This is a genomic window from Fannyhessea sp. (assembly GCF_986145555.1).
Map to the genome: position 1 here is coordinate 1 of NZ_CFRCNA010000020.1, position 24,662 is coordinate 24,662.

General features: G+C 40.8%; 30 protein-coding genes and 1 tRNA gene. 16 read left to right on the plus strand and 15 right to left on the minus strand.

The window, feature by feature from the left end; genetic code table 11:
- Positions 1–215: 215 nt before the first annotated feature.
- Genes miaB through hflX form a run of 3 tightly spaced genes read left to right on the plus strand, consistent with a single transcriptional unit; the run spans position 216 to position 3,917 of the window.
- On the plus strand, positions 216–1,598 hold the full coding sequence (miaB, locus tag AC5GD6_RS04720) for a tRNA (N6-isopentenyl adenosine(37)-C2)-methylthiotransferase MiaB (protein ID WP_434783241.1): 1,383 nt from the start codon (positions 216–218) through the stop codon (positions 1,596–1,598).
- Positions 1,599–1,604: 6 nt separating this feature from the next.
- Positions 1,605–2,522, plus strand: coding sequence for a tRNA (adenosine(37)-N6)-dimethylallyltransferase MiaA (gene miaA, locus AC5GD6_RS04725; RefSeq protein WP_353584816.1), 918 nt, complete (start codon positions 1,605–1,607; stop codon positions 2,520–2,522).
- A gap of 9 nt (positions 2,523–2,531) precedes the next feature.
- Positions 2,532–3,917 (plus strand): GTPase HflX, encoded by a 1,386-nt coding sequence (gene hflX / locus AC5GD6_RS04730; protein ID WP_491846349.1) that lies wholly within the window; start codon positions 2,532–2,534, stop codon positions 3,915–3,917.
- Between the two features lie 4 nt (positions 3,918–3,921).
- Here hflX and AC5GD6_RS04735 read toward each other — a convergent pair whose 3' ends face one another.
- Together AC5GD6_RS04735 and lexA are read right to left on the minus strand one after the other, a co-directional pair.
- Positions 3,922–4,794, minus strand: coding sequence for a heparan-alpha-glucosaminide N-acetyltransferase domain-containing protein (locus tag AC5GD6_RS04735; protein WP_082734835.1), 873 nt, complete (start codon positions 4,792–4,794; stop codon positions 3,922–3,924).
- 10 nt (positions 4,795–4,804) lie between these two features.
- Entirely contained in the window at positions 4,805–5,449 is a 645-nt protein-coding gene (lexA, locus tag AC5GD6_RS04740; protein ID WP_061102490.1) for a transcriptional repressor LexA, read from the minus strand.
- A gap of 773 nt (positions 5,450–6,222) precedes the next feature.
- On the opposite strand from lexA, the gene nrdR reads away from it, so the two are divergent.
- From nrdR to AC5GD6_RS04765, 5 genes are all read left to right on the plus strand, one after another.
- Complete coding sequence (gene nrdR, locus AC5GD6_RS04745; protein WP_006302915.1) at positions 6,223–6,675, plus strand: transcriptional regulator NrdR; 453 nt, start codon at positions 6,223–6,225, stop codon at positions 6,673–6,675.
- A complete protein-coding gene (gene dut / locus AC5GD6_RS04750) occupies positions 6,668–7,123 on the plus strand; it encodes a dUTP diphosphatase (RefSeq protein ID WP_311444104.1) in 456 nt (151 codons plus the stop codon). Before nrdR ends, dut begins: the two co-directional genes overlap by 8 nt.
- Before the next feature lie 60 nt (positions 7,124–7,183).
- Positions 7,184–8,497: an NCS2 family permease gene (locus tag AC5GD6_RS04755; RefSeq protein ID WP_491846350.1), complete on the plus strand. Its 1,314-nt coding sequence runs from the start codon at positions 7,184–7,186 to the stop codon at positions 8,495–8,497.
- Between the two features lie 112 nt (positions 8,498–8,609).
- On the plus strand, positions 8,610–9,872 hold the full coding sequence (locus tag AC5GD6_RS04760) for a uracil-xanthine permease family protein (protein WP_048596725.1): 1,263 nt from the start codon (positions 8,610–8,612) through the stop codon (positions 9,870–9,872).
- Positions 9,873–10,158: 286 nt separating this feature from the next.
- On the plus strand, positions 10,159–11,163 hold the full coding sequence (locus AC5GD6_RS04765; protein WP_303870332.1) for an NAD(P)/FAD-dependent oxidoreductase: 1,005 nt from the start codon (positions 10,159–10,161) through the stop codon (positions 11,161–11,163).
- A gap of 212 nt (positions 11,164–11,375) precedes the next feature.
- Here the strand turns inward: AC5GD6_RS04765 and AC5GD6_RS04770 are convergent, their stop codons facing one another.
- From AC5GD6_RS04770 to AC5GD6_RS04805, 8 genes are all read right to left on the minus strand, one after another.
- Entirely contained in the window at positions 11,376–13,025 is a 1,650-nt protein-coding gene (locus AC5GD6_RS04770) for a ClC family H(+)/Cl(-) exchange transporter (protein ID WP_311439385.1), read from the minus strand.
- A gap of 14 nt (positions 13,026–13,039) precedes the next feature.
- On the minus strand, positions 13,040–14,212 hold the full coding sequence (locus tag AC5GD6_RS04775; RefSeq protein WP_311444100.1) for a C40 family peptidase: 1,173 nt from the start codon (positions 14,210–14,212) through the stop codon (positions 13,040–13,042).
- A 148-nt stretch (positions 14,213–14,360) separates the two neighbouring features.
- Complete coding sequence (locus AC5GD6_RS04780) at positions 14,361–14,894, minus strand: adenine phosphoribosyltransferase (protein WP_491846351.1); 534 nt, start codon at positions 14,892–14,894, stop codon at positions 14,361–14,363.
- A 44-nt stretch (positions 14,895–14,938) separates the two neighbouring features.
- Positions 14,939–15,670: a transcriptional regulator FtsR gene (ftsR, locus tag AC5GD6_RS04785; protein ID WP_464361079.1), complete on the minus strand. Its 732-nt coding sequence runs from the start codon at positions 15,668–15,670 to the stop codon at positions 14,939–14,941.
- Positions 15,671–15,678: 8 nt separating this feature from the next.
- Entirely contained in the window at positions 15,679–16,119 is a 441-nt protein-coding gene (locus AC5GD6_RS04790) for an FHA domain-containing protein (RefSeq protein ID WP_006302924.1), read from the minus strand.
- Positions 16,120–16,181: 62 nt separating this feature from the next.
- On the minus strand, positions 16,182–16,595 hold the full coding sequence (locus tag AC5GD6_RS04795; RefSeq protein WP_061102500.1) for a RidA family protein: 414 nt from the start codon (positions 16,593–16,595) through the stop codon (positions 16,182–16,184).
- A complete protein-coding gene (locus AC5GD6_RS04800) occupies positions 16,579–17,460 on the minus strand; it encodes a glycine cleavage system protein T (protein ID WP_491846352.1) in 882 nt (293 codons plus the stop codon). The genes AC5GD6_RS04795 and AC5GD6_RS04800 overlap by 17 nt, the downstream gene beginning before the upstream one ends.
- Positions 17,461–17,469: 9 nt before the next feature.
- Positions 17,470–18,240 carry a CDP-alcohol phosphatidyltransferase family protein gene (locus AC5GD6_RS04805; RefSeq protein ID WP_491846353.1) on the minus strand — a complete coding sequence of 257 codons (771 nt, stop codon included), beginning with the start codon at positions 18,238–18,240 and terminating at the stop codon, positions 17,470–17,472.
- A gap of 132 nt (positions 18,241–18,372) precedes the next feature.
- Here AC5GD6_RS04805 and AC5GD6_RS04810 point away from each other — a divergent pair.
- Positions 18,373–18,447, plus strand: a tRNA-Val gene (locus AC5GD6_RS04810).
- A gap of 152 nt (positions 18,448–18,599) precedes the next feature.
- Here AC5GD6_RS04810 and AC5GD6_RS04815 read toward each other — a convergent pair.
- From AC5GD6_RS04815 to AC5GD6_RS04825, 3 genes are all read right to left on the minus strand, one after another.
- Positions 18,600–19,661: a tyrosine-type recombinase/integrase gene (locus AC5GD6_RS04815; protein ID WP_416436571.1), complete on the minus strand. Its 1,062-nt coding sequence runs from the start codon at positions 19,659–19,661 to the stop codon at positions 18,600–18,602.
- Between the two features lie 26 nt (positions 19,662–19,687).
- Entirely contained in the window at positions 19,688–20,077 is a 390-nt protein-coding gene (locus AC5GD6_RS04820; RefSeq protein ID WP_491846354.1) for a helix-turn-helix domain-containing protein, read from the minus strand.
- Between the two features lie 107 nt (positions 20,078–20,184).
- Positions 20,185–20,529, minus strand: a complete 345-nt coding sequence (locus AC5GD6_RS04825) for a helix-turn-helix domain-containing protein (RefSeq protein WP_491846355.1) — start codon at positions 20,527–20,529, stop codon at positions 20,185–20,187.
- Between the two features lie 250 nt (positions 20,530–20,779).
- Between AC5GD6_RS04825 and AC5GD6_RS04830 the strand changes: the two genes are divergently transcribed.
- A complete protein-coding gene (locus tag AC5GD6_RS04830) occupies positions 20,780–21,007 on the plus strand; it encodes a hypothetical protein (RefSeq protein WP_491846356.1) in 228 nt (75 codons plus the stop codon).
- Here the strand turns inward: AC5GD6_RS04830 and AC5GD6_RS04835 are convergent.
- Together AC5GD6_RS04835 and AC5GD6_RS04840 are read right to left on the minus strand one after the other, a co-directional pair.
- Complete coding sequence (locus AC5GD6_RS04835) at positions 21,004–21,372, minus strand: helix-turn-helix domain-containing protein (RefSeq protein ID WP_491846357.1); 369 nt, start codon at positions 21,370–21,372, stop codon at positions 21,004–21,006. The two genes, AC5GD6_RS04830 and AC5GD6_RS04835, sit on opposite strands and share 4 nt — an antisense overlap.
- A gap of 111 nt (positions 21,373–21,483) precedes the next feature.
- Positions 21,484–21,852 carry a helix-turn-helix domain-containing protein gene (locus tag AC5GD6_RS04840; protein ID WP_491846358.1) on the minus strand — a complete coding sequence of 123 codons (369 nt, stop codon included), beginning with the start codon at positions 21,850–21,852 and terminating at the stop codon, positions 21,484–21,486.
- A 100-nt stretch (positions 21,853–21,952) separates the two neighbouring features.
- Here AC5GD6_RS04840 and AC5GD6_RS04845 point away from each other — a divergent pair, with 100 nt between their 5' ends.
- The 6 genes from AC5GD6_RS04845 to AC5GD6_RS04870 form a co-directional block, all read left to right on the plus strand.
- Complete coding sequence (locus AC5GD6_RS04845) at positions 21,953–22,144, plus strand: helix-turn-helix transcriptional regulator (RefSeq protein WP_464360376.1); 192 nt, start codon at positions 21,953–21,955, stop codon at positions 22,142–22,144.
- Positions 22,145–22,186: 42 nt separating this feature from the next.
- Positions 22,187–22,435 carry a hypothetical protein gene (locus AC5GD6_RS04850; RefSeq protein WP_048596716.1) on the plus strand — a complete coding sequence of 83 codons (249 nt, stop codon included), beginning with the start codon at positions 22,187–22,189 and terminating at the stop codon, positions 22,433–22,435.
- 340 nt (positions 22,436–22,775) lie between these two features.
- Positions 22,776–23,675 (plus strand): hypothetical protein, encoded by a 900-nt coding sequence (locus tag AC5GD6_RS04855; RefSeq protein WP_491846359.1) that lies wholly within the window; start codon positions 22,776–22,778, stop codon positions 23,673–23,675.
- Positions 23,644–24,387: an ATP-binding protein gene (locus AC5GD6_RS04860; RefSeq protein ID WP_491846360.1), complete on the plus strand. Its 744-nt coding sequence runs from the start codon at positions 23,644–23,646 to the stop codon at positions 24,385–24,387. The genes AC5GD6_RS04855 and AC5GD6_RS04860 overlap by 32 nt, the downstream gene beginning before the upstream one ends.
- Positions 24,388–24,396: 9 nt before the next feature.
- Positions 24,397–24,582, plus strand: coding sequence for a hypothetical protein (locus AC5GD6_RS04865; RefSeq protein ID WP_491846361.1), 186 nt, complete (start codon positions 24,397–24,399; stop codon positions 24,580–24,582).
- Positions 24,583–24,595: 13 nt separating this feature from the next.
- Positions 24,596–24,662: hypothetical protein (locus AC5GD6_RS04870; protein WP_491846362.1), on the plus strand; the 67-nt coding region annotated here is incomplete at its 3' end.

Consider the following 24,662-nt stretch of genomic DNA (forward strand, 5'->3'; position numbering starts at 1 on the left):
CAACCTTTGCAGATATTAACATAGAAGGTCACGACCGCACCGCTATAAAAATTGCCGTTTTGGTGCACCATATATCACAAAATACTACACTTTAACAATCAAGTATTGACGCGCCTTATAGCCGAGCAATATATTTTAAGCAAAATTTTAGTCCCTCGGCGATTGTTACTATCACCTTATGTTACAAATAAATATATCGAGTCTTCAAAGCTTCAATGGAAAGGAATTTTGTGGCTAGAGCAAGCAAATTAGTAGGGAAAACGTATCTTATAAAAACCTTTGGTTGCCAGATGAACCTTCATGACTCAGAGCGTGTTGCTGGTCTTCTGGACGATTGCGGAGCAAATGAAGTCGCTACGTTTGAAGAAGCTGATATCGTAATTTTTATGACCTGCTCAGTTAGAGAAAAAGCAGATACACATCTGTATGGCGCAGTTTCTAATTTGGTAACGCTTCCACCTTCGCCGTGCGGTAAACGTGTAATTGCCGTTGGAGGTTGCATCGCCCAGCGCGACGGTGCCAAGTTACGTGAACATGTTCCAAATGTTGATGTTGTCTTTGGTACCTCTGCACTTGCAAGCGTGCCTGAGCTATTATGCGAAGCCTTTGAAAGCAATGATGACGAAGTATTTGTAGACACTATCGAGAAAAATCGCGGATTTTCAACTGATCTACCTTCAAAACGTGACCAAAGCTTTCATGCGTGGGTACCTATTATGACCGGCTGCAATAATTTCTGTACATTCTGTATTGTGCCATATGTACGTGGACGGGAGCGTAGTCGTGTTCTTGAACGCGTTGTTGATGAAGTTCGTCGTCTTAAAGATGATGGAGTTCGTGAAGTAACGCTTCTTGGACAAAATGTTAATTCCTATGGTAGAGATCTTTACAAAAAACCTTGTTTTGCAGAGCTTTTAAGAAAAGTGGGGGAGGTGGGCATCGAGCGTATTCGCTTTACGTCTTCTAATCCTAAGGATCTTTCTGACGAAACGATCGCAGCCATGGCAGAAACGCCTGCTGTTATGCCACAACTTCACTTAGCAGTTCAAAGTGGATCAACTCGAATACTTAAAGCTATGCACCGAAGCTATACCCGTGAGAAGTATTTAGAGGTTATTGACCACCTCAAGCGTGCTATGCCCGATATTGCTCTTTCAACAGATATTATCGTTGGTTTTCCAGGAGAAACCGAGGAAGACTTCAAAGAGACCTTATCACTTGTACGTGAAGTTGAATACAGCTCTGCGTTTACATTTATCTATTCAAAACGTCCTGGAACACCTGCCGCAAACATAGAAGATACAACACCACATGAGGTTATTCAAGAACGTTTTAATCGCTTAACAGATCTTATTGAAGAACTTGCTTATAAAGCAAATCAAAAGGAACTGCATACCTTAGTTACCTCGCTTGTCGAAGGTACATCAAAAAAGGATTCCCACGTTTTGGTTGGACATAGTCCAAAAAACCAAACTGTTCTTTTCTCGCTTCCCAAAGGCGCGTCAGCTCAAGACTATATTGGCAAAATGTGCGATGTCTATGTCGAAGAAGCAAAAACGTGGTATTTGCGCGGTAAACTCACAGGTCAGCCTAGGTGATGATCGATGGCATCTCCCGTTATTGCCATTGTTGGCCCAACTGCCTCAGGCAAATCATCACTGGCCGATATGCTTGCGCTTAATTTTACTACCCATGTTATCTCTGTTGATGCATTACAAATTTATAAGGGTATGAATATCGGCGTTGCCAAACTGCCGCCAGAAGAGCGCAAAGCTAAACTTGATATGGTGGATTGTGCCGAACTTGAAGAAACATATTCAGTTCAACGTTTTCAACTTGAGGCACGCGCGTGCGTGGAATCGCTTCGTGCAAATCATAAACAGGTTATATTGTGTGGAGGAACAGGTCTGTATCTCAATTCAGTTATAGATGATATGCACTTTCCTCAAGGCTCTTTTGAAAATCCTCAAAGACACTACTATGAATCTCTCGTTGAGGTTGAGGGTTCAGATTTTGTTTTTAAGTTGTTATGCAAACGCGACCCAGCTTCTGCTGCACTCATTCATCCTCATAATGTTCGTCGTGTTATTCGTGCACTTGAAATGCTTGATGATGGTATTTCCTACGCCGAACATGTAAAGGGATTACAGCGTTTGCAGCCATTCTATACGGCACGTATATATGGACTTTCTTGGCCTCGTGAAAAGCTGTATAGCCGTATTGAAAAGCGAGTTGACGCTATGATTGAACAAGGTCTTGTTGATGAAGTGGTTCGTCTCAAAGCACGCGGACTCCAGCATAGCAAAACGGCATCGCAGGCAATAGGCTATCAAGAGATTTTGTCGTATTTAGACGGAACATATTCACTTGAAATGGCTGTCGACCTGATAAAACGCCGTACGCGTCATTATGCAAAGCGTCAAATCTCGTGGTTCTCCCGGGATCCACGCGTTGAGTGGCTCAATTGTACAACGCAATCTTTAGATGATATGTGTCAAAAAATTATTAACGATATAAGCTAAGAAGACTATATGGCTCGATTTTCATTTTATAATCCACATGAAAACAGTTCGCGTGCAATTGTTGTTGCAGTTGAAACACCGTCACCTGCCTGTGATTTTACGACGCAAGAAAGTTTATCAGAACTTTCACATTTGGCAGAAACACTTAACATTACAACTGTTGGTAAGCTTGTCCAAAAGCTCGTTGCACCTGTTCATTCAACCTATATTGGTTCAGGAAAATTACTCGAGCTTAAACATATGGCACAATCATTAATGGTCGATTTTATTATCTTTGATGATGAACTGAGCCCGTCTCAACAAAGTAACATTTGCCATGCTGTTGGAAAATCGTTTCAAGTTATTGATCGCTGTTCGCTTATCTTAGATATTTTTGCAGCTCATGCCACTACTAAGGAAGGCAAACTTCAAGTTAAGCTTGCACATATGCAATATATGCTTCCTCGCCTTAAAGGGATGTGGAGTCATCTGTTAGGCGAACAAACCCGTGGTGGTATAGGATCACGGTTTGGCCAAGGAGAAAGTCAGCTCGAAATCGATAGACGTCTTTCGCGCGAAAAAATAGCCCACGTTAAACAGCAGCTTGCAGCTTTAGAGACGCAACGCAAGGTTCAACGTAATATTCGATCATCTTCACCTTTGTATAAAATTGCACTCGTAGGGTACACGAATGCAGGCAAGTCTACCTTGCTCAACCGTATAAGTCATTCCTCAACCTACGTAAAAGATGAATTATTTGCAACTTTAGACTCAACAACACGTTCGATTACCCTTCCTGACACTCGTCGTGCAGTACTGAGCGATACGGTAGGTTTTATACAAAAATTACCCACTGAACTCATAGATGCATTTAAATCTACCTTGCTTGATGTTGTTTCAGCCGATCTCCTGCTGTGTGTTGTAGATGTTTCATCCGCCCATGCAGAAAAAGAAATGAATGTGGTTCTCTCTATTCTCAACGACATTGGCGCAGGCACAATCCCATATCTTATAGTGGCTAATAAAATCGATCGTATTGCATCTAACTCTTATGTTTACGCAACCGGGCATGAAGCGTCTCCATGTGTAGAGAATCTCACTCCTTCAAATTCATGTAGTGTCCACACGCAGTCCAAAGAGCTTGCATTATTCAATTCAATAGACCCCACTAATGTCGCTTATATCTCTGCCGAAACAGGACAGGGGATAGAAGCACTATTACAAATGATTTCTCAGAAACTTATGAGCCAAGAGACATATATGGTTTTACACGTTGCGTACAAGGATTCTTCGTTTATTCCTTTAATTCATACGTATGGTAGAGTAGTGCGTGAAACGTATGACGAACAAGGTACTCAGCTTTGTGTATATGTTCCTCATAAGCTTGTGGAGCGACTTAAACCTTTTGAATTGTAAGTTTTTATACTCGCATACTCATACATAAAAATATAAGGACACATAAAAGCGGTTGATGAAGCACATATATTTGTAACGAGTGTCTTCCCATGAAAGCAAGAAGATTTTTAATAAATGTTAAACCGTAAACAAGTAACGCACCCGAGGAGCCATGAGTAAGCGTAACTGACTCTTTGCGCGAACGCGCCGTTTGTAATGTCATCACATACGGCTTGCTTAACCATCCTGCTAAAGCACCGCTACTATACAAGAACAGATACGGAAAAATGGGGTAGTAATCACCTGATTGAAAATAGCTCGGAGCAAACCCAAATGCTGCTGTAACGTATGAGGAATATAGACATGCAGGTAAACGCCACGTGTACTGAAAGAAGCTTATATATCCGTGCGGTATATGATACGTGATTCCAAAGAGGCCAAGCATAACACAAAGCAAAATCAACGTACCTACTTTGACCATCAACGAAGGCACAACTGCGCTCAGTTTTACGAATGCAGCTGTTTTAGCAACACGTAAAAGCATGTATGATACAAGCGTAACAACAGTTGTTGACATACCTAAACAAAAAATTATGCCGAAATTGATAGGAATATCCACAGCCACTAAAGTTGTAACTACATAAATCAAGAAAGCACATACAAGATAGACAACACAGCGTTTGACCTTATGCATTGAGTATGAGCACATCATACCTGCAAGAAAAATAAACACCCATGCAATGCTGTTGCGCCATAAATCAATATAGGGAAAAACAAACCAGGTAAGCGATACACCATACAGCGATACCAGGTCATAACACGCATGAAAAGCAATCATAGATACAAGTGAAAAACCTCGTATTACATCAAAAGCTTCTATGCGTTGAGACCCATGCACGCGCGCGCCTTTATGAAACAACCGCTCTGAACAAACCTGTTACCTTACCAATAATTGTTGGATGTTTAGCAATAATAGGCTTCATTGTATCGTTTTCTGGTTGTAAACGAATATAGCTGCTTTCTTTGAAGAAACGCTTTACCGTGCATTCATTATCAATCATCGCGATGACGATTTCGCCGTTACGTGCATCATGCTGTTCTTTTACCACAACATAATCTCCGTCAAAAATGCCAGCGTTAATCATAGACTCGCCTTGAACTTTAAGGATAAAGGAACTTGAATCTGAACTTATAGAAGTAGGAACCGCAAGATGGTCTTCGATATTTTGTTCTGCAAGAATAGGTACACCTGCAGCCACACGGCCAACAACAGGAAGAATAGTTACATTAAACTCAACATTGTCTTTTTCAACACGGTGTTGTTCGCCTTCGTCTTGTACGAGCTTGGGAAGTACAAGTGCACGTGGTTTTTTAGGATCCCTATGGATGTAACCAAGATCCTGCAGGGCGTGCAGATGCATATGTACGGTAGAGGGAGACGCTAATCCAACAGCTTCTCCGATTTCTCGCACTGAAGGCGGATAGCCATGCTCTGAAACATAGGAACACAGATAGGAATAAATTTGTTCTTGTCGTTTTCCAAGCTTTCTCATAGGACACGCTCCTCTTTTAGTAGTTAATTCAGTATATCATGAACATTTATAAATTACAAACATATGTTCTTAATTCTTATAAAATATTTTTTCCCTACTGATTACAAGCTTTTCCTCACTTATATCCAATAAGTCATTTTACGTAATAGCTTTCCTACCTGCGATTCTAATTAATGTCCGTCTCCTCGTGTATATATAAGTTAAGAAAAAAGAAAGGACAAAAGATGAGCATGTACACGACAGATTTAACAGAGAAAAACTTTCACGACCTTGAACGTATTAAGGCACAACCATTATCTTTGAGTTTAACGATTCTATTTTCTTTTGTATTTCTTACAGGTTTTCTTCTCAATTCCTTATGTAGCAACTATCGATTGACCCATGATTCCACGCTTCTCAAAGCAAGTATTCCCTCGGAAACAATTGTTCAAAAAGGAGAAAGCATCGATTCATTGGTTAATGAATCTAACCTTAAATGCTTTGAGCGCTCGGCAATTGAATCTTGGATCATTTCATACAATAATATAGAAGGTTTTCGTTTACACGAAGGTCAGCGGATATATATACCCATGCAATTATCCAACTAATTTATGCATTGGCTTGCCCATACTATTCTCTGTACATGCAATAATGTCTAAATCCATACACAAGAACATACACTTTCATGAATTGTTTCGAGAATGTTTACGCTTAGAGTCAAAATGATTACCTCTGTAGGTGATAAACCGTTATTATGTTACATTGATATCGGAGTTTTAATCGTTAGGAGTTGTATGCACTGCCCAAAATGTGGATGTGATGTATCTAAAGTTGTAGACTCCCGTTCCTCTGAAGGAAACGACGCCATTCGTCGTCGTCGCGAATGTATAGGTTGCCAAACACGTTTTACAACCTATGAACGACGTGAGGAAATGCCCATTCTTGTTATTAAGAAAGATGGCACCAAAGAACCTTTCAGTCATGAAAAGTTGCGTCGTGGTCTTGTAGCAGCAACTATTAAACGTTCCATTGATCTTAATCGCATCAATCAGCTCATTGATTCCATAGAAACTGAGCTACGTGATAACGGAAAAACAGAAATCACTTCACAGGAAATTGGTATGCGCGTTCTTCAAAAACTTATTGATATAGATAAAGTTGCTTACGTGCGTTTTGCGTCGGTATATAGAGATTTTAAAGATGTCGAAGAATTCAGCGAAGAGTTAAGGAGTTTATCGAATGAATAGCCCTTCATCTGATACCATCCAACTTCCTATAAAACGCCTGCATGAAGATGTAATGCTTCCTCGATATGCATATTCAGGTGATGCAGGTCTTGATTTGTGTTCCTATATTGACCTTGTTCTTAAGCCTTTTGAACGCTTCTTGGTTCCAACTGGCTTAGCTATCGCAATTCCAGATGGTTACGCTGGTTTTGTACAGCCACGAAGTGGTTTAGCATATAAATGTGGTCTTTCTATGCCTAATACACCAGGCCTTATCGATGCTCACTATCGCGGAGAATTGTTTGTGAGTGTCGTCAATTTAGATCCTCATAACGATATTCATATCTCAAAAGGGGATCGAATTGCCCAACTGGTTATTCAAAAAGTTCCTGTTGTAGAGCTTGTTGAAACAGCTGAGCTTTCTTCTACCGACCGTGGCGATAACGGTTTTGGTTCCAGTGGTAATTAACCGGTAGTGTTTTCACTATCGGTTTTTTTATGTTTCTATAGGAATTCAGAAAGGATGGAGATGGAAACATTTTTTAAGGCAAGTGAGAGAGGATCTTCTGTTTCACAGGAATGTAGAGCCGGTCTTACTACGTTTTTAGCGATGGCATATATTATTGCAGTTAATCCTGCAATTTTGGTACATGCTGGTATTCCTTTAAACGCTGCTATTACAGCAACCTGCATTGGTTCAGGTATTGTAACCATTCTTATGGGACTCATTTCAAATCGTCCTGTTGCGCTTGCAACAGGCTTAGGTCTTGACGCTATTGTTGCGTTTACCTTGCCTCTTATAACTAACAACGATTGGCATACATCTATGGCAATCGTGTTCATCGAGGGTATTGTCATCCTTCTGTTAGTGTTCTGTGGTCTGCGCGAAGCTATCATGGACGCAATCCCTGTTTCATTGCGCCATGCAATCTCTGTGGGTCTTGGAATCTTTATTGCATTCATCGGTCTTAAAAACGGTGGTGTTATTGTTCCGAGCCCTGCTACTTTTGTTACGCTTAACAAGATTACCGATCCTGTTTTCATCGTTGGTGTTATTTCTGTTGCAGTAACACTTGCATGCTATGCCCTCAAAGTTAAAGGTGCTTTGTTAATTGGTATTGCTCTTGCGGTAATTGCAGGTATTCCACTAGGCGTTACTTCGCTTCCTACGGGCTTTATTGCACCGCTTGATTTCTCTACCTTTGGTGCTCCTTTTATGGTTGACGAAGAGGGGACCATGGGAATTGTTAAAGCGCTTATCAATCCTGTTTGTCTTGTATGCGCATTTTCTCTTCTTATGTCTGACTTCTTTGATACTATGGGTACAGCAACTGCTGTCGCTAAAGCCGGAGACTTCATTAACGAAGACGGTACCGTAGAGAATATCAGCGAGATTTTAACCGTTGACTCTGCAGCTGCAGCACTTGGTGGTCTTTTTGGTGCATCCTCAATTACTACATTTGTTGAATCTGCATCTGGCGCAGCCGATGGTGGACGCACTGGTCTCTCTGCAATTGTAACAGGAGTTCTCTTCATTTTAGCAGCCCTCTTTGCACCTATTATTTCGGTTGTAAGTGCTGCTTCTACCTGTGGTGCCTTGGTTTTGGTTGGTTATCTTATGATCAGCGATACCGTTGAAATTAACTGGAGCGATCTGTCAGAAAGCTTCCCAGCATTTGCAACCATTATCGGTATTCCTTTAACCTTCTCAATTTCTGATGGTATCGGATTTGGTTTTATCTCCTACATCATTGTTGCTCTCATTACGGGCAATGTTAAAAAGATTAAACCTCTTATGTGGGTTGCAGGAATTATGTTTGTCGTATATTTCTTCCTGCTTTAAAAGTTGTTTTTAACTTTATCGGCTAAATGTCGGTAAAGCTTAAGTTTGTACGGTAATATGCGCGTGTTCTCCAAAAGTAGAGCATGCGCATATATCTGAAGAAAGGAGTGTTATGAGTACAGCAGACGATGCAAAAATCATCGGCGTAGATGACCATGTATCTGTGGCACGCGCTATTCCTTTAGGAATTCAACATATGATGAGTATGTTTGGTGCTACCGTTTTGGTTCCAGTACTTACCGGTCTTGATCCTAACCTGGCTATCATGTGTTCAGGTATTGGTACTATTGTGTACCTTTTGGTCACTCGTAACAAAATACCTAGTTATTTGGGTAGTTCGTTTGCATTCATCAGCCCAATTATTGTTGCTACTGCAGCTACGGGAAGTTTGCATACGGCTTTATCGGGTGTAGTTGTAGCGGGTTGTGTGTTCTTGGCAGTTGCGGGAATTATTAAAATTGCTGGTACCAACTGGCTTAACACCTTACTTCCACCTGTATTGGTTGCATCAGTTATGGTTGTTATTGGTGTTGGACTCTCTGCAGCGGCTGCGCGTATGGCGCTGCTAGGACCTGATTCCAAATTTGCGGCTGTAAGTGCTTGTATTGCTGGAATTACGCTTTTAGCAGCTGTAATTTTTTCTGGACAAAAAGGAATCATTGGTACGCTTCCTGTTCTTTTAGCAATTCTTGTAGGATATGTTGCGTCAGCATGTGCAGGGCTTATTAATTTCCAACCCGTAGTTGATGCACCATGGATTGGGCTTCCGCCTATTCAAATGCCTCATTTTGACCCACACGCTATTGTGTTGATAGCTCCTGTTGCAATTGTGGTAGTTATCGAGCACATTGGTCACTTGCTTGCTGTTGGCGAAATTGTGGGCAAAGACTATAGAGCAATGCTTCCTCAATCCTTGGCAGGTGACGGAATTTCAACCTGTATCTCAGGTTTCTTAGGAGGCCCTCCAACAACAACATACGCAGAAAACATTGGCGTAATGAGCGTTACGCATGTTTTTGCAACTCAAGTTTTTTGGTATGCTGCAGGATTTGCGCTTATCGTTGGTGGTTTTTGTCCAAAAGTTGCTGCATTTATTGGAACAATCCCTGTACCAGTTATGGGAGGCGTAAGCTTATTGCTCTTTGGTTTAATTGCTTCCAATGGTCTGCGTATGTTTGTTACCAATAAGGTTGATTTTGACGATAACCGTAACCTTATGATTGCCTCAGTTGTCATTATTTTAGGTGTTGGTATGGAAACAGCACAAATTAACATTCCACTGGGAGGCTATACCTTACCAGGAATGGCCACATCTACCTTAATTGGTATTGTGTTAAATGCTGTTCTACCGCGCCATACAAAAGACAAAGCATAAATGAAAAAATGCATTCAATGAGCCATAACAACTCCATATGATCATTGCAAACTGAATTTAGCTTTCTTATTTATGCCGTTTCATAAACTCCAGCGTATGTATAAACATTGGATACCTACGCTGGAGTTTTTCGTTATTTGAGCAGCATTATTTATAGATGTAATGCCCTTAAAATCATGCGTTCTTATTTTCATGTGTTTGTATAAGACTTACGCTTGTCTGATACATCAAGTGATATATGGGTATGTATACTGCAGTAATTTAATTGCATACATGAGGAGAAGGCATGAATACAACTACAACAGAACAAACTGAGCAACCCACGTTAAAAGATTTGGTTATTATCGGAGGCGGCCCTGCAGGTTTGTCTGCTGCATTATATGCCCAGCGTGCGCTTTTAGATATCGTAATTCTTGAACAAGAAGCGCTGGGCGGACAAATGATCGTTACTGATAAAATTGATAATTATTTAGGCGTTCCTCATATCAACGGTTATGAATTGTCAGAAATTATGCACAAACAAGTAAAAGATATGGATGTTCCGCTCTGTATGGAACGTGTTGATTCTCTAAAACGCTTTGAAGACGAACAGGGGCTGTCGTACTTCTTGGTGCATACGTCCCGTCACTCTTTTAAGACTAAAGCCGTGCTCATAGCCTGTGGCGCTACTGCAAAAGAAGCCGAGTTTAAAGGTGAAAGCCGCTATACTGGTCACGGTGTTTCGTATTGCGCTACCTGTGACGCTATGTTTTACCGTGATAAACCTGTGTATGTAGTTGGTGGAGGTAACGCAGCATGTGAGGAAGGCCTTTTTCTTGCGCGTTTTGCAAAGAAGGTAACACTTTTGGTAAGACGAGATGTATTGCGTGCACAAGACGGCGTAATCCGTCAAGTTCAAGAAAATCCAAAAATGGAGATTGTATACAATACACGAATTAAGGAACTTGCAGGGGAGTCTGACGAAGGTTTTACATCTATCACATTAGAAAACACTAAAACTCGCTCAACTGAAACCATTACCTGTGAGCCTCATGGTATTGGTGTATTTGTATTTGCAGGTAGGAAACCTATGAATCAGCTCGTAGGTCAGTTTGTAGATACCGATAAAAATGGGTTCATTAAAACTGATGATCATATGCAGACGCGCACCGAAGGCTTATATGCCGCGGGCGATGTTCGCGATAAAGTTTTGCGACAACTGATTACAGCGGCTTCAGATGGCGCGGTTGCTGCAACAAGTGCTGCAAGTTATATTAGAAAACTTAAACGCGCGGCTAAGACAAATTCATAAAAAGCCAAAGCATAAGTTTTATCATTTGTTTAAGCGTTTGTTAGTTCAATCAAGGTATAAACTGTACATGTAAAGCTTAGTACTAACGTCTTAAGCTAATTTAATACTAAAACATGATAATATATCTTATGTAAAGTAATTAAACAACAGAGGTTGAGAGGGATAGCTTCTCTTCCTCTTTTATTTCTTGAGCCATAGAGCGCAGATAAAACCTATGCACCATCGATAAAGTGACTGTCTAGTAATTTTTGAACCTTAGGTTTTGTTGTTAATTCTGTTTGGGTTATAAACGAACATAACAACTCATCACCAGCGACCAGTTTTGTATCACCTGTCGGCAAAATGGTCATTCCTTCTCGATTGATTGTTATAATGCGCATGTCCTGAGGAAATTTAATCTCTGCAAGACATTTATGCTCAACACTTGAATTAACGCCCACATGAAGCGCTTGAAACACCAACTCTTTTTTATGTGGGAGCTTTTTAGCAATTAGTTCTTTATGTGAATCTACGTGCATCATTCTCTGAATAGCATGTGTTTGCTCGGTAGAAATATTTTGTATCAGACGCATGGTTAAATGCTCATAAAATGGATCAACCTTACACATATTTGCACAGATATACGACACAATAGATACAATTGATACTGCTAAAAGTGCATTAAAACTACCAGTAAGCTCAAAGGCAAGAATAACTGCCGTAACAGGAGCGCGCACAACTGACGCAAATAATCCTGCAACACCCAGTACAACAAAATTAATAATATAGACTTGAGGAAGTCCTAGATACGTATATGCAAAAGCCCCAAAAAGGCAACCTGTAAGAGCACCCATTGCACAAAGAGGAAACAAGGTACCTCCCGGTGCACCGGAAGCAAAACAAAATGTGGTGAAGAAATATTTACCAATCAGTAATGCAATAATTGCAGGAAGCGCTAGATTTTGTGCACGAGATAGATATTCAAAAATTTTATCCCCACCACAGCACAACGCTGGAGCAAAGTAAATAGCTATAGACGAAATACAACTTGCAAAAATAAGTGGTAAATACGCATGAAATTTCTCAAGCTTTGCATAAAACGTTTCTTGAATAAAAAACATTCCAGCATTATGCGCTGCTCCCAAAAGTCCACAAAAAACGCCTAAAAGCAAGATATACGCATAATATGCATGATTAATATTTTTAATAAAGTGAAAAGCTAAGACAGGCTGAACACCAAGAATTTGAGACACCACAAAGTCTGATGCAATACTTGAAATCATAGCAGCTATCAAGAGTGCTGGCTTAAACTCCTTATGAATTTCTTCGAGCGCAAATAATGTGCCAGTCAGTGGTGCATGAAAAGCTGCAGCCATACCTGCAGCTGCACCACAAGTAATAAGAAGACGTTTTTCAATGCGACGACGCTTAAAGAGTTTAGAAACTGCCTTACCAACAACGGCTCCAAGCTGTACACTTGGTCCTTCTCGGCCAAGTGACATACCTGCAAGCGAGCACATACTCCCCTCTAAAAATTTAAAAGGTAACACGCGCCACCACTTCATAGATAGCTCGCCTTTTATTTCTGCATCAACATGTGGAATGCCAGACCCTTTAGAATGCGGTTCGCAACGGGTTAAGAAACATACCACACAGCCTAAACATACCGCAATGACAAGCCAAAGGATTATAGCTAATGGCATCTCGCGCATATAATTATGCAGCCACATTACAAATTCTTCGGCTTTATCAAGGGTAATACGGTAAAGAGTTATAGTCAGTCCGGCTAAAAGACCAACTATAACTCCTTCAACAACAAGGTCAATTTGTAAACGCCTTGAAAATTGTTTATTAAGTTCATACAGTATAGAAGACTTTGACATAATGAACGATTGTTTTATAAGATAGATCCGCCACCGTAAAAACTACTATAGCTAAGATATCCAGATAGTGAAACACACACAGGGCCTCTTGAGCAGCTTGAATGAATAAATTGATCCCCACCAACATAGATACCAACATGATTACAATTGTCGAAAAATACAAGATCTCCGGCAACCAGTTGAGAAGTACTTGTCTTCCAGTTGCCCTTTGCTTTGATTTCGTCACTTTGCGTCCATGTGGTTCGGCTTATAGGATACCCAGCAAGACGGAATATGTATTGTGTAAATCCAGAACAGTCAAAACCGCCATTAGATGGATCACTACTACCCCAAATATAACGGTAGCCCTGTCCCAATAATTGGTATGCATTAGCAACAGGGCCGCCCGCATTACTGTATGAATGTGAGCGCGGAGTCGAAGGAGTAGATGAAGAACTACTCGTACTACCACCGCTCCTTTGGTTATCACTTTGAGAGGCCGAATTAGCAGAAGCAGATTGGGTGTTATTTGAATTCTCTTGAAGAGCACCCATCACAAATGCAGCTTGTGAATCAGTGTTTTCTGCCTGTTTTTGAATAGCCGCCTGTGCTTCAGCGCTTAAACTGTTGTAATAGGTTTGCGCTTCTTTGAGCTTTGATTGAATCTCATCAATTTGAGCTTGAAGTTTTTTGCCTTGAGCTTGCTCTTCCGTTTGCTTTGTTTCAAGCGCAGCCTTCTGATTACTGAGCTCGCGTGATAAATCACGCACATTATCTATAGTACGTGCATCTTCTTGGGAAACCGAATCCATATAGTGGATACGGCTTATAAGATCTTGCATATTTGTAGATCCCATAAGCAGTTCAAGTACCGATGAAACACCAGATTTATAGCTACTGCGAACGCGTTTACTAAGCATCTCTTTTGCAGCATCGAGCTTCTGTGTGGTTTCGGTTATCTCTTGTTCTTTATTAACAATATCGGTAGCAGTTTGCTGAAGCTGTCCTTCGTTTTCATCAAAACTCTTCTGACAATCTTTAAGATCTGCGGCAAGCGAGTCAATTTTATCAGATGCAGCTTGTATTTCTGCAGGTTGCGCAGCATACGCAACAGTTATAGGAAACGATGAGGTGACAGTTAAGGCACAAACAAGGCCGGCAGTTACAGCTTTATAACCAAGCTTGGCATTCTTGGTAGTTAGTAGCATGTTAAAACCTTCCACATATACGGACTTCACAGTTAGAGTTCGTTTATTGAGCGTATAGATAGTAAAAGGATACTGTTTGACGTGTTACAAGTCAAGTATATCGAGGTAAATCCACATTCTAAAGCTTGAGAGGCTTCATGAAAATGTCTTATTTTACCTGTACTAACGTAAACATTTCTTGATTGAACTCATGCTTAATAATTGAGCGTGGATTTAAGAATGCAAGCTCAAGCAAGAAAGCAAAACCTACAATCTGGGCACCAGTTTTCTCTATGAGATGAGCTGTTGCGACTGCGGTACCTCCTGTTGCAACGAGGTCATCCACAATCAGGACACGATCGTCTTTTGTAAGTGCATCTTTATGAATTTCAAGCTCGTTGGAACCATATTCAAGGTCATAGGCCTCGCGAAGCACTTCTCGCGGTAATTTTCCAGGTTTACGAGCGGGAACAAAGCCTGTATGAAGCTTATACGCAACAGGTGCTCCCAATAAAAATCCACGTGCCTCTGCACCGATCACCTTAGTAATGTATTTATCTGCAAAGTGGTCAGCAATGGCATCAACCGCAGCTGCAAAACCTTCGGGATTTCCAATTAAAGGTGTAATGTCTTTGAAAACAACTCCTGGCTCGGGATAATCGTTGATGTTATAAATAAGTGACTCAAAATCAAATGCAGACATATTTGTCCTTTCATAATGAAGCAATCAACAGAGCACAGTATGCTCTATCCTTGATTATCGCTCTTAGTATTAAATGTTTGCTGTATTGCTTTTCGTATCAGTTGGTTTCGGATAGACCCTGTAAGTGACAAAATTTTATTAAACACTTTATCAAAGCGTTCACGATTTTGTTTTGTCTGCTGGACATCTACCCCACCAGCCTTAGTTGCAAAGATAACAAGTGCATGCTCAAATAAAGCGGACTCGCGGTTAGCAGCAATGACATATTGCCGTAAGTTTTTAGGGCCTATACTGTAATGAGTTAGTTCATCGCATGTTTTAATAAGATCAAAGTCTCTACTATCAACCAAGTCTCTACCATGAGGTGAACGTTTAAAATGTATAAGCCCTGCATCAACCAGCTGACGTGTAAAGCTAATAGAGACGCCTATTACTTGGGGAATTCTATCTAAGGGATATAATCTGTGAGACGGCGTTAATATTTGTTCATCTTCCAAAACAGCCACATCAGTACCACGAGCTTGCAATTCCTGCGTACGTTGCAATTTCTCTTTTATAACCGAAAGTGGCATAAATTTGTGCTTCTGCAAATAAAGTATGTCTTCTAATCGCTTTATATCATAACTTGAATAAACTCGATAACCCGTTTTGGTACGCGCAGGATCAAGGAGCCCTTCGTTTTCAAGATAACGTATTTTAGAGATACTAATATCGGGATAGCGATCTTTAAGGTGAGCGACTACTTTTCCAATGGTAAGACAAGCTGTATCTGACATAACAAAGCCTACCTGACACCAGCAGGGTTAGACAAGCTAGCAGGTTTATTGGTATGGAAAATCATACGAAACGTACCAATTTGAATGGTAGAACCATCTTTAAGAAAAGCTTTATTTACAATGGCTCCGTCGATCCATGTCCCATTAAGCGAATTAAGATCTTCAATAGTAGCGTAGCCCTGATTTAAAGACGTGAAGTCTATGCACGCGTGCTTTCTTGAAACAGTCATATCGTTAAGAAAGACGCTATTTGAAGGATCTCGACCTATTGTAATGAATTGCGAATTTAACTCAAAAACCATACCTGTTTGAGGTCCCTTAACAATTGCAAGCGTAGGATATGCAGGTACTTTGTTATCAAACATATGTGGTGACGTAACATCAGTTGTTGGCATGCGAAAAATTTGTGTTGTGCCTGCGCTTGATGTTGTATTTGGTTTTTGTTGCATAATATCCCTTTCAAAAGATCTTCTTTACTATCATACAGCTAAATGAGGCCTTTTGACTAGAGTTATCTACAAGCAATACAGCCAATTTCAACACAAGCATTATCGGGTAAAGAACAAACATGCGCAACGTTGCGCGCGGGCGCAGGTATGTCGAAATACTTCTGCAAAACAGCGTCAATTTCTGGTAGATAGTCAAGTGAAGTAACAAAAATAGTTAATTGAGCTATATCTGAAAGCGTACAATTTACTTCATCTAAAAGCTTCATAAAGATTGCAATGATATTCTCTGTTTGTTCAGCTACGCTCAAAGATACTTGAGTGTTAGTTGAGTGTTGGTTTATATAAGAGAACGCGTGGTCTTGATCTTTATCAATTCCTGTTTGCCCCGATATAAAGATAAGACGACCTGCAGTAGTGGCTTGAGAATAAAAACCTTTGCTTTGACTGACATCTGCCGAGCTAATAGCATACTTCATTGTTTACCCCCGAGCCTTTAGTGGTTTGTAACTCACGTGCTCCAATATAGGACGTATCAGAACGTACTAGATTATAGTTCTTTAGAACCCTATACGTAAGGGATAGTTTATCGTTACTGTTAACATTAAGCTCATCTGGTAAGCCTGCGCAAAGATAATCACATGCATGTTGATATGGTTGAGGCTTTACATACAAAAAAGATAGAAAACTTCTCCACATAAGACGAGCATACTTTGCTGGTACAAACAACAAATACCAAGATTGGCTCGGGTGAAGACATAAACATGTTATATGAGCGTCTAGCGAGATAACATCAACTCGGTGATTCTCAAAAATTGCACTATCTTGCGGTATATAATCAAGCAAAAGTTGGTTTACGCCGTTTCCATAAAGTGCAATTGGCACAAGTTTTTCGTCATAAGTTTCTATATGTACATTGGCAAATGGCTCATAGGTATCTTGTTTTATATGCTGTACAAAATCCATCCACATGCCAAGCGTTTGTGAGCGTGCACTGGTGTCAAGAATGACGTATTCATTATCACCACTATGCGCTATATAAGGGTATGAAATAACACTACCGTCACCCGATAAAACACAAGATAGGCGTGTATCCCCTATTCCAGCATGATCCGTTGCGCTCAGCATGCTTACGTATGCTTGAGCATCCACGCCAGAAATTACACGATAAAAGACGCCAGACATATCTGCTATACAGCACTCGTGATCTGCAAGATCTTTGCTTTCTACTGTATCAGGAGATTGCTGCGGATAGGACATAACATGCTCACCACCCGCCTTATCGAAGCTAAAAGTTGCGCCTAATACCACGTGTTCGTCATAAAGAATTCCATGATGGGTCATATTGTATCCTTAACGTTTACTTCTCATAATTTTTAGACCTTGCATTATGTAAGTTATTGCTGCTACAGAAGAAAAAACAATACCAACATAGATAAAGAACATGCCCAACGGTACACTTTGAGCGTCAATTCCTGGCAAAAATTCTAGGTTATAAAGTCCAAGTCCGTGAACGTATGGCAAACCAAAGAGCGCATCGCAAAACCCAAACATTAAACACGCAGTAGCAATTTTACCGATGTAAATTACGTCAAGTGGTCGGCGCTGGTAACGCTGCAGGATAAGCGCACCACAGGCCATAATGGTATCTCTTAAAATCACAAAAAATGCTATCCAAACTGGAATTTCCCCTGTTATTACAAGGCCTAAGACGCCAGTTGCAAGTAGCACTCTATCCATAATGGGATCCATGATTTTACCCAACCAACTTACCGTTTGGGTTCTACGCGCAACTTGTCCGTCTAAAAAATCGGTGACAGCAGCAACCATATAACACATGAATGCAAGAATTCTGTTGGTGCGAGAAATAAAGAGAACTAAAAAAATAAAGGTAAGGATAAGTCTACAAAAGGTTATAGCATTAGCTACCGTATAAATTTGATATGAGGGGTTAGATGACGTTCCAACTGGTGCGGTGGAATCTTCGGCAACCATATAGTTTTTAACGGTAGACTTTGCGTGCTCTTTTGTAGTATGAGCTTGTGCTTTTATAGCGTGCGCTGAGTGCGAAGCTTTATCCTTCAAATAGGACGAAATCTGTTGATTGTCTAAACCGGCCTTCATAAACGATATCCTTTACGAATTAATACTATCCTCTATTATAGCCTAGATAAATAAGTCTATGAATTTACAGTACAGATTTCTATTATTCTTTGCGAAGCTCACCACAATTTGTTACCATTGTTAAAGCTACGAGGGCGATTGGCTCAGGGGTAGAGCACTTCCTTCACACGGAAGGGGTCGTGGGTTCAAATCCCGCATCGCCCACCATTTGTTTTCTTATTAAATACCACATTTTACCTGCGGTAATAAAGAAATATCAAATGTGTTTTTAGAGTTGGAACATCTAAGTGTTACAAACCGTTTATCAGGTGTTATCTACTCTGAATTATTATCTGGGGACAGATATGGGACAGAGATTTCTACAGGTTTTTGAACTCATCTACTAGGTCTTCTGCCTTAAATCGCAAGTAGTGGTTTACTGTTGTTTGAATGTTGGTATGACCTAGAAGCTTTGAAACCTTTGTTACATCAACACCAGCATTCAAACACGCAGTAGCAAACGAGTGGCGCATATTGCCAATGTACAGTGCTTGTATGCCTTTTCTTTTAACGTATTTTCTCCAGCGGACTGATGTTTTAGATGGGTTAGCTCTAAACCCCTCTTCATTGCAGCATACTGAATCATCAACACTTGGTGAAGCTTTCCGTAGCTCTTGCAATTCGTCATAAATAAATTGTCTCATAGGTATTGCACGTACACTCTTTTTTGTTTTAGGGGTGTCAAGTTTCCAGCCTTGTGGTGCTTTAATATATGCTTGTCGTATGTGTATAAGACTTTTGTTAAAGTCAATATCGCTCCAATTTAGTCCAAATATCTCGTCCATTCGCAAACCAAATCCTAAACCTACAACACACATAGTTCTAAATAATCTATTATCTACTTGATTGATAAACGCGTCTTGTGCTGCAAATGTAGTAATCCAGCCTTCTGTTGAAAATTCCCTTATCTTTTCAGGGGGATACGCAAAAGAGCCTTCTGCAGGATTGGCGGACAAAAAGCCCTTTAATTTAGCAAAATTAAGTATTTGTCTTAGGGTGTCTCGTGTAGTCTTAGCCGTTTTATATGTTTTACAATTATCAAGCATGTGTTGTATCTCATCATGCCCAATCGTATCAATATTACGATTTCCTAATGAAGGCAATATCCTTTTGTTAATATCAATATTATAACGTCTAAGTGTTGTGTACCTTACACGTTTTTCTGCTTCTGGTAGATACCATTCGCTTATCAAATCAGCGAGAATAATTTTATCACGAACTATAACGTTAGTTCTTGCTTGCTCTTTCCATAAGGTTTCCGCGTCTGTTGCTTCCCTTTTCGTAGAGAATGTACCAGTTTTACGCACGCGCTTACCATCAGCATTACGTCCTATTTCTACGCGAACGCGCCACGTTTTAGCATCGGTTTTTGTTATGCTCATGTTCTGATCTCACCTTTATCTCATTGTTATTTCTTACGCAAACGATTAAGCGGTATGAGCTGCCCGAGATGTAGCTTGCACAATGTTAATACGTGCTTTTCATACGCGGTACGCGCTACATTCATAATCATTGTCTTTGCTGTAACATCTACAAGACGGAAGTAATGGAGTAAGTCTTGTTCTTCTTTCTTTAGATTAGTATAGGGTTGATAAAGTGTTACGTCCTCATCTAGGAGCTTTGAGATGGGAACGTTAAGCGCGTGAGCTATAGCTTTCAGCTTTTTGATTGAAGGAACGTTAACATTGCGCTCATAGAGAGAAATCATCGCATTCGAGAGTCCTGCTTTTTTAGACAGCTCGCGCGCAGACATATTTTGCTTTTCTCGTTCCTGGTAAATTCTGTCCCCAATTTTCATTGCTTCACCCCTATAGAAAGGTTTACTACTAATAATAATTATAATTAATTGGCAATTTAACCAGTAATTCTAAGCGTTGTAAATCTTGCTATTTCTTACGAAAGCGTCTAAGCGGTATGACCGTTAATATGTGCTTCATACGTGACGCGTGCTACATTTATAATCATTGCCTTTTCAGATGTGTCTACAAGACGGAAGTAGTGAAGCAAGTCTTGTTCTTCTTTCTTTAGATTAGTACATGATTGATAAGGCGTTACGTCCTCATCTAGGAGCTTAGAGATGGGTACGTTAAGTGCGTGAGCTATAGCTTCTAGCTTTTCGATGGAAGGCATGTTTATATTGCGTTCATACAGTGAAATCATCGCTTTAGATAAGCCAGCTTTAAGAGATAAAGCTTCAGCGGACATACCCTGCTTTTCTCTTTCACGATATATATTGTCGCCTCTATACATTTTTTGCTCCTTATGAGTAAACAACTTTCTAGAATTATTATAAGGAAATTATTACCTTAGTTTATTAAAATATTAAGGGACTGAAAGAAGCAACAATGAGCCACTTGTATGAGCTTAAAAAGCAGTTCAACAAGCAGCTGCTCATTGAGTACATAAATTCATGCTGTACCGATCCTAAACGACAGTTACAGATGCTTCCACATATATCCTTGCCGCGAATGAGATAATAACCAGCTTTTAAAGAGTCGTCATGAAAATTATTCAGATTAAGACCACGCACTCTGATACAGAATCCTTGCAATGTGAAGCAATATGGCAGCTGCACAAGCTTGAACAAGCTCATGCTATTCGTTCAACTGCTATCACCATGCGGGTCTTTGCTTCAAAGACAGCATACGCGCATTTTAGCATCAGTTTTGGTTATGCTCATGTTCTGATCTCACCTTTATCTCGTTCTATTTCTTACGAAAGCGTCTAAGCGGTATGTCTTGCGTGAGATGTAGTTTGCACAATGTTAATACGTGCTTCATACGTGACGCGCGCTACATTTATAATCATTGCCTTTTCAGATGTGTCTACAAGACGGTAGTAGTGAAGCAAGTCCTGTTCTTCCTTCTTTAGATTGGTATGAGCTTGATAAGGCGTTACGTCATCATCTAGGAGCTTTGAGATGGGAATGTTGAGCGCGCGAGCTAGTGACACAACCTTATCAATAGTTGGATTAGCGCGATCGTTTTCAATACGTGAAATCATTCCTTGAGAGATATTTGCTCGCATTCCAAGCTCAACTGTAGTCAACCCCTGTTCAACGCGTATTTTACGTAATCGTTTACCAATGGTCATATCAATCACTCCTATAGAAAGGTTTACTACTAATAATAATAATTATAATTAATTGGCAATTTAACCAGTAATTCTAAGCGTTGTAAATCTTGCTATTTCTTGCGAAAGCGTCTAAGCGGTATGACCTGCCCGATATGTAGTTTGCACAATCTTAATTTGCGCTTCCCACGCGGTACGCGCTACATTCATAATCATTGTCTTTGCTGTAACATCTACAAGACGGTAGTAATGGAGTAAGTCTTGTTCTTCCTTCTTGAGATTAGTATAGGGTTGATAAAGTGTTACGTCTTCATCTAGGAGCTTTGAGACGGGAACATTAAGCGCGTGAGCTAAAGCTTCTAGCTTTTCGATGGAAGGCATGTTTATATTGCGTTCGTAAAATGAGATCTGAGCTTGCGTTACTCCAGCTTGCTCTGCCAACTCGTCCATGGTTATGCCAGCTCTTTTTCTTGCTCTTTTAAGATTTTTTCCATCGTACATATCTATTCCTTCATGTCTACAGCTTTATATAAGAATTATAAGAAAAATATTGATAATTGTTTAGTCGTGTATTAGAATGTTTATAACGATAGGAGATAATATGGAACAATTAAAACACTTAAGGTTGGAACATAACTTAACTCGTAGACAGCTTGCACAGATGATTTACGTTACTGAAGTGACGCTTTTTAATTGGGAAAAAGGTAAAACGTACCCTTCAGAAATCTATCGCCACCGACTCGCTGATGTACTCAATGTGCCACTCTCTTTTTTTGACAAAGAATATAAATAGTTTTATATATTCACTAAATGCACATGCAAGGAGCGAATACTTATGTCTGAACCTGCATTTGAGCGCGCAGAATCACGCGCGGACGCATACTTAATGACAACGCGCCAAGCAGCGTATTTTTTGGGTATTGCTGAGCACTCGCTTCGTGATCTCATGCACCGAAAAATCAATCCGCTGCCGTATATCAACTTGCCTACATCTCATTCACCTAAATTTACCAAGCAGCTGCTCATTGAGTACATAAATTCATGTTGTACTGATCCTCGATTCTTGAAAGGAGATAAATCATGACAGTTATAGATGCTTCCACACACGCATACGTGCTTTAGCAGCGAACGAGATTTGAGAAAGGATAATCATGAAATCAATCTGTATAAAGGTACGCGCAAGTAATCTACAAGCGCGACAAGCTGAAAAAGCTTGGAAAGAGAGTATGCTTCCCACCTTAACCGATATACGCGCGGCTTACGTGACGATGAAAGTGCCAGCGTGCAAATTTCACCCAGCGCGGTTTATAGCGTGCGAATGTGATAAAGACGATACAGTTGCCACCATGAGTTGGCTTGCTTATCAAGCTCATGCTTGTGAGTGGTATCCATATAGCATAATGGTTTACTAGAAAGGTACTTTGATGAAATTTACGTGGCTTGATAAGTACACACGAGTGATCTCAATGCTACCCCCTACCGAAGCAGGCGTGCTCGCGGTCGCTCTTGCAAAATACGGCTCACTTGGTGAAGAACCTCAAGGTTTACCCTTCCAAGCACAGCTTGCATTTGAAGCGTTGCGTGATGATGTTGAGTTCTCTCGGAGCATGACAGAGAAAGGCATGAAAAGCGGTGAGTCTAGGCGTTCGCGCAAATCCTATAAACAAAACTCTGAAATAGTAACGAACGAATGCGTACCATCTCCTCGAACGACTCAAAAAATCAATCCCGAACCAGAAACCCCTCAAGAAGTGAACGCGCTAAGCACTCCCCCACAAGCGGATACCGCTACTACTGATGAACGCGCTCACGAAGATACTACGAACGATATCCCTCTTGAGAGTCGAACGGATAAAGAACACGAGGTCGCGCCCGTTCAAGAAAAAACCGCGAGCGCGTTCAAACAAAACGCGCGAACGGAACATACAACCTTAAATGAACCCGTTCACGCAAATTCTGCGAACGGTGCACCCGAAAGTACACGAACCAAAGCAATGCATAGCATTGCAATACATAGCAAAGCAATAGATAAAGAAAAAAATATTCTAAAAAAAGAAAAATTCGCAAAGCCAAGTGTCGACGAAGTACGAACGTATGTTTCAGAGGAGCACCTAAGCGTTGATCCAGAGCGATTTTGCACCTACTACGATTCGGTTGGCTGGCGCGTAGGCAAAAATCCGATGAAATCCTGGAAGGCAGCGTGTAGGACATGGGATATAAACGCTCAAAAATCAGCAAAATCCGCAGGTGAAGACCTCTATGCAAATGATTTTGAAAGGAAGGTAGGTCACGATGTATACGCCCAACTCGCAATCTACAACTAATCCATCTACCTGCAAGTATTGCGGAAAAAAGCTCGTAAAGCGAACTGCAACGCTCCTTGGAAAATGCGTTTTTGCAGGTTATGAGCCGTGTGAGTGTGACCAAGCTCTTCGCGCTTGTGCTGCCCAAGCTGTCGCAAGCCGTCAAGCACGCATGCAAGACGCAGAAGCCGACCTTTGTCGCCGCTTGGAGCGTGCAGGTGTTGGTGTACGCTTTCAAGCAGCAACTCACCCTCAAGCGACAGAACTTGCACAAGCGTTAAAGCAAGGCAAAAACGTGTTCATCTCAGGCGCAGTCGGTTCGGGTAAAACGCACCTGGCGTGTGCTGTGGCGCGTGAGCTTTTAGCCAAAAACCTTGTTCGGAATGTTCAGTTTGCGCGCTGTGTGTCGCTTTTCGATGAGATAAAGCGCAGCTTTAACGCAGGTACAGACGCGCTTGCACCGTATCGCACCTGTGGGGTACTGGTGCTTGATGATCTTGGCAAGCAAGCAAGTACTCCTTGGAGCTTAGAGCGTTTGTTTGACCTCGTAGATGATAGGTACGCGCGCTGCTTACCTACCATAACAACAAGCAATTACAACCCTCGTGACTTAATCGTCCATCTTGCTTGTAGCCGTGATATGACGGTATCACAAGCCATCGTAAGTAGGCTTTTAAGTGATTGCGTACACATCACCACAAAGCATGAAGATAACCGTATAAAAGCAGCATAAGGAGCTAGAATGACCGATGAAGAACTTAACGCGCTGGTACAAGAAACCCTTGAAGAAAGACGTAAAAGTCGCTGCATAGTGCTTAACTACGCAGAAGCAGAAGAAGCATACAACGCACTTATGGGTATGCGTGAAAAACTCAAAAAGATATGTAAGCGCGCGGAAAAATTCAAAAGCGATGATTTCACTGTATGAACGCAATATAAACATGCCTTCCATCGAAAAGCTAGAAGCTATAGCTCACGCACTTAACGTACCCATCTCTAAGCTCCTAG

Bases quoted from the DNA above. Each gene is read 5' to 3' on its own strand.
- AC5GD6_RS04820 (WP_491846354.1), bottom strand. From the start codon at position 20,077: ATGAAAATTGGGGACAGAATTTACCAGGAACGAGAAAAGCAAAATATG.
- nrdR (WP_006302915.1), top strand. From the start codon at position 6,223: ATGCACTGCCCAAAATGTGGATGTGATGTATCTAAAGTTGTAGACTCC.
- AC5GD6_RS04865 (WP_491846361.1), top strand. From the start codon at position 24,397: ATGACCGATGAAGAACTTAACGCGCTGGTACAAGAAACCCTTGAAGAA.
- miaB (WP_434783241.1), top strand. From the start codon at position 216: ATGGAAAGGAATTTTGTGGCTAGAGCAAGCAAATTAGTAGGGAAAACG.
- AC5GD6_RS04845 (WP_464360376.1), top strand. From the start codon at position 21,953: ATGGAACAATTAAAACACTTAAGGTTGGAACATAACTTAACTCGTAGA.
- AC5GD6_RS04800 (WP_491846352.1), bottom strand. From the start codon at position 17,460: ATGACCCATCATGGAATTCTTTATGACGAACACGTGGTATTAGGCGCA.
- AC5GD6_RS04860 (WP_491846360.1), top strand. From the start codon at position 23,644: ATGTATACGCCCAACTCGCAATCTACAACTAATCCATCTACCTGCAAG.
- ftsR (WP_464361079.1), bottom strand. From the start codon at position 15,670: ATGTCAGATACAGCTTGTCTTACCATTGGAAAAGTAGTCGCTCACCTT.
- lexA (WP_061102490.1), bottom strand. From the start codon at position 5,449: ATGAGAAAGCTTGGAAAACGACAAGAACAAATTTATTCCTATCTGTGT.
- dut (WP_311444104.1), top strand. From the start codon at position 6,668: ATGAATAGCCCTTCATCTGATACCATCCAACTTCCTATAAAACGCCTG.
- AC5GD6_RS04775 (WP_311444100.1), bottom strand. From the start codon at position 14,212: ATGCTACTAACTACCAAGAATGCCAAGCTTGGTTATAAAGCTGTAACT.
- AC5GD6_RS04760 (WP_048596725.1), top strand. From the start codon at position 8,610: ATGAGTACAGCAGACGATGCAAAAATCATCGGCGTAGATGACCATGTA.
- AC5GD6_RS04830 (WP_491846356.1), top strand. From the start codon at position 20,780: ATGAAAATTATTCAGATTAAGACCACGCACTCTGATACAGAATCCTTG.
- AC5GD6_RS04770 (WP_311439385.1), bottom strand. From the start codon at position 13,025: ATGTCAAAGTCTTCTATACTGTATGAACTTAATAAACAATTTTCAAGG.
- AC5GD6_RS04795 (WP_061102500.1), bottom strand. From the start codon at position 16,595: ATGAAGTATGCTATTAGCTCGGCAGATGTCAGTCAAAGCAAAGGTTTT.
- AC5GD6_RS04790 (WP_006302924.1), bottom strand. From the start codon at position 16,119: ATGCAACAAAAACCAAATACAACATCAAGCGCAGGCACAACACAAATT.
- AC5GD6_RS04780 (WP_491846351.1), bottom strand. From the start codon at position 14,894: ATGTCTGCATTTGATTTTGAGTCACTTATTTATAACATCAACGATTAT.
- AC5GD6_RS04805 (WP_491846353.1), bottom strand. From the start codon at position 18,240: ATGAAGGCCGGTTTAGACAATCAACAGATTTCGTCCTATTTGAAGGAT.
- AC5GD6_RS04850 (WP_048596716.1), top strand. From the start codon at position 22,187: ATGTCTGAACCTGCATTTGAGCGCGCAGAATCACGCGCGGACGCATAC.
- hflX (WP_491846349.1), top strand. From the start codon at position 2,532: ATGGCTCGATTTTCATTTTATAATCCACATGAAAACAGTTCGCGTGCA.
- AC5GD6_RS04825 (WP_491846355.1), bottom strand. From the start codon at position 20,529: ATGTATAGAGGCGACAATATATATCGTGAAAGAGAAAAGCAGGGTATG.
- AC5GD6_RS04840 (WP_491846358.1), bottom strand. From the start codon at position 21,852: ATGTACGATGGAAAAAATCTTAAAAGAGCAAGAAAAAGAGCTGGCATA.
- AC5GD6_RS04765 (WP_303870332.1), top strand. From the start codon at position 10,159: ATGAATACAACTACAACAGAACAAACTGAGCAACCCACGTTAAAAGAT.
- AC5GD6_RS04755 (WP_491846350.1), top strand. From the start codon at position 7,184: ATGGAAACATTTTTTAAGGCAAGTGAGAGAGGATCTTCTGTTTCACAG.
- AC5GD6_RS04835 (WP_491846357.1), bottom strand. From the start codon at position 21,372: ATGACCATTGGTAAACGATTACGTAAAATACGCGTTGAACAGGGGTTG.
- miaA (WP_353584816.1), top strand. From the start codon at position 1,605: ATGGCATCTCCCGTTATTGCCATTGTTGGCCCAACTGCCTCAGGCAAA.
- AC5GD6_RS04815 (WP_416436571.1), bottom strand. From the start codon at position 19,661: ATGAGCATAACAAAAACCGATGCTAAAACGTGGCGCGTTCGCGTAGAA.
- AC5GD6_RS04855 (WP_491846359.1), top strand. From the start codon at position 22,776: ATGAAATTTACGTGGCTTGATAAGTACACACGAGTGATCTCAATGCTA.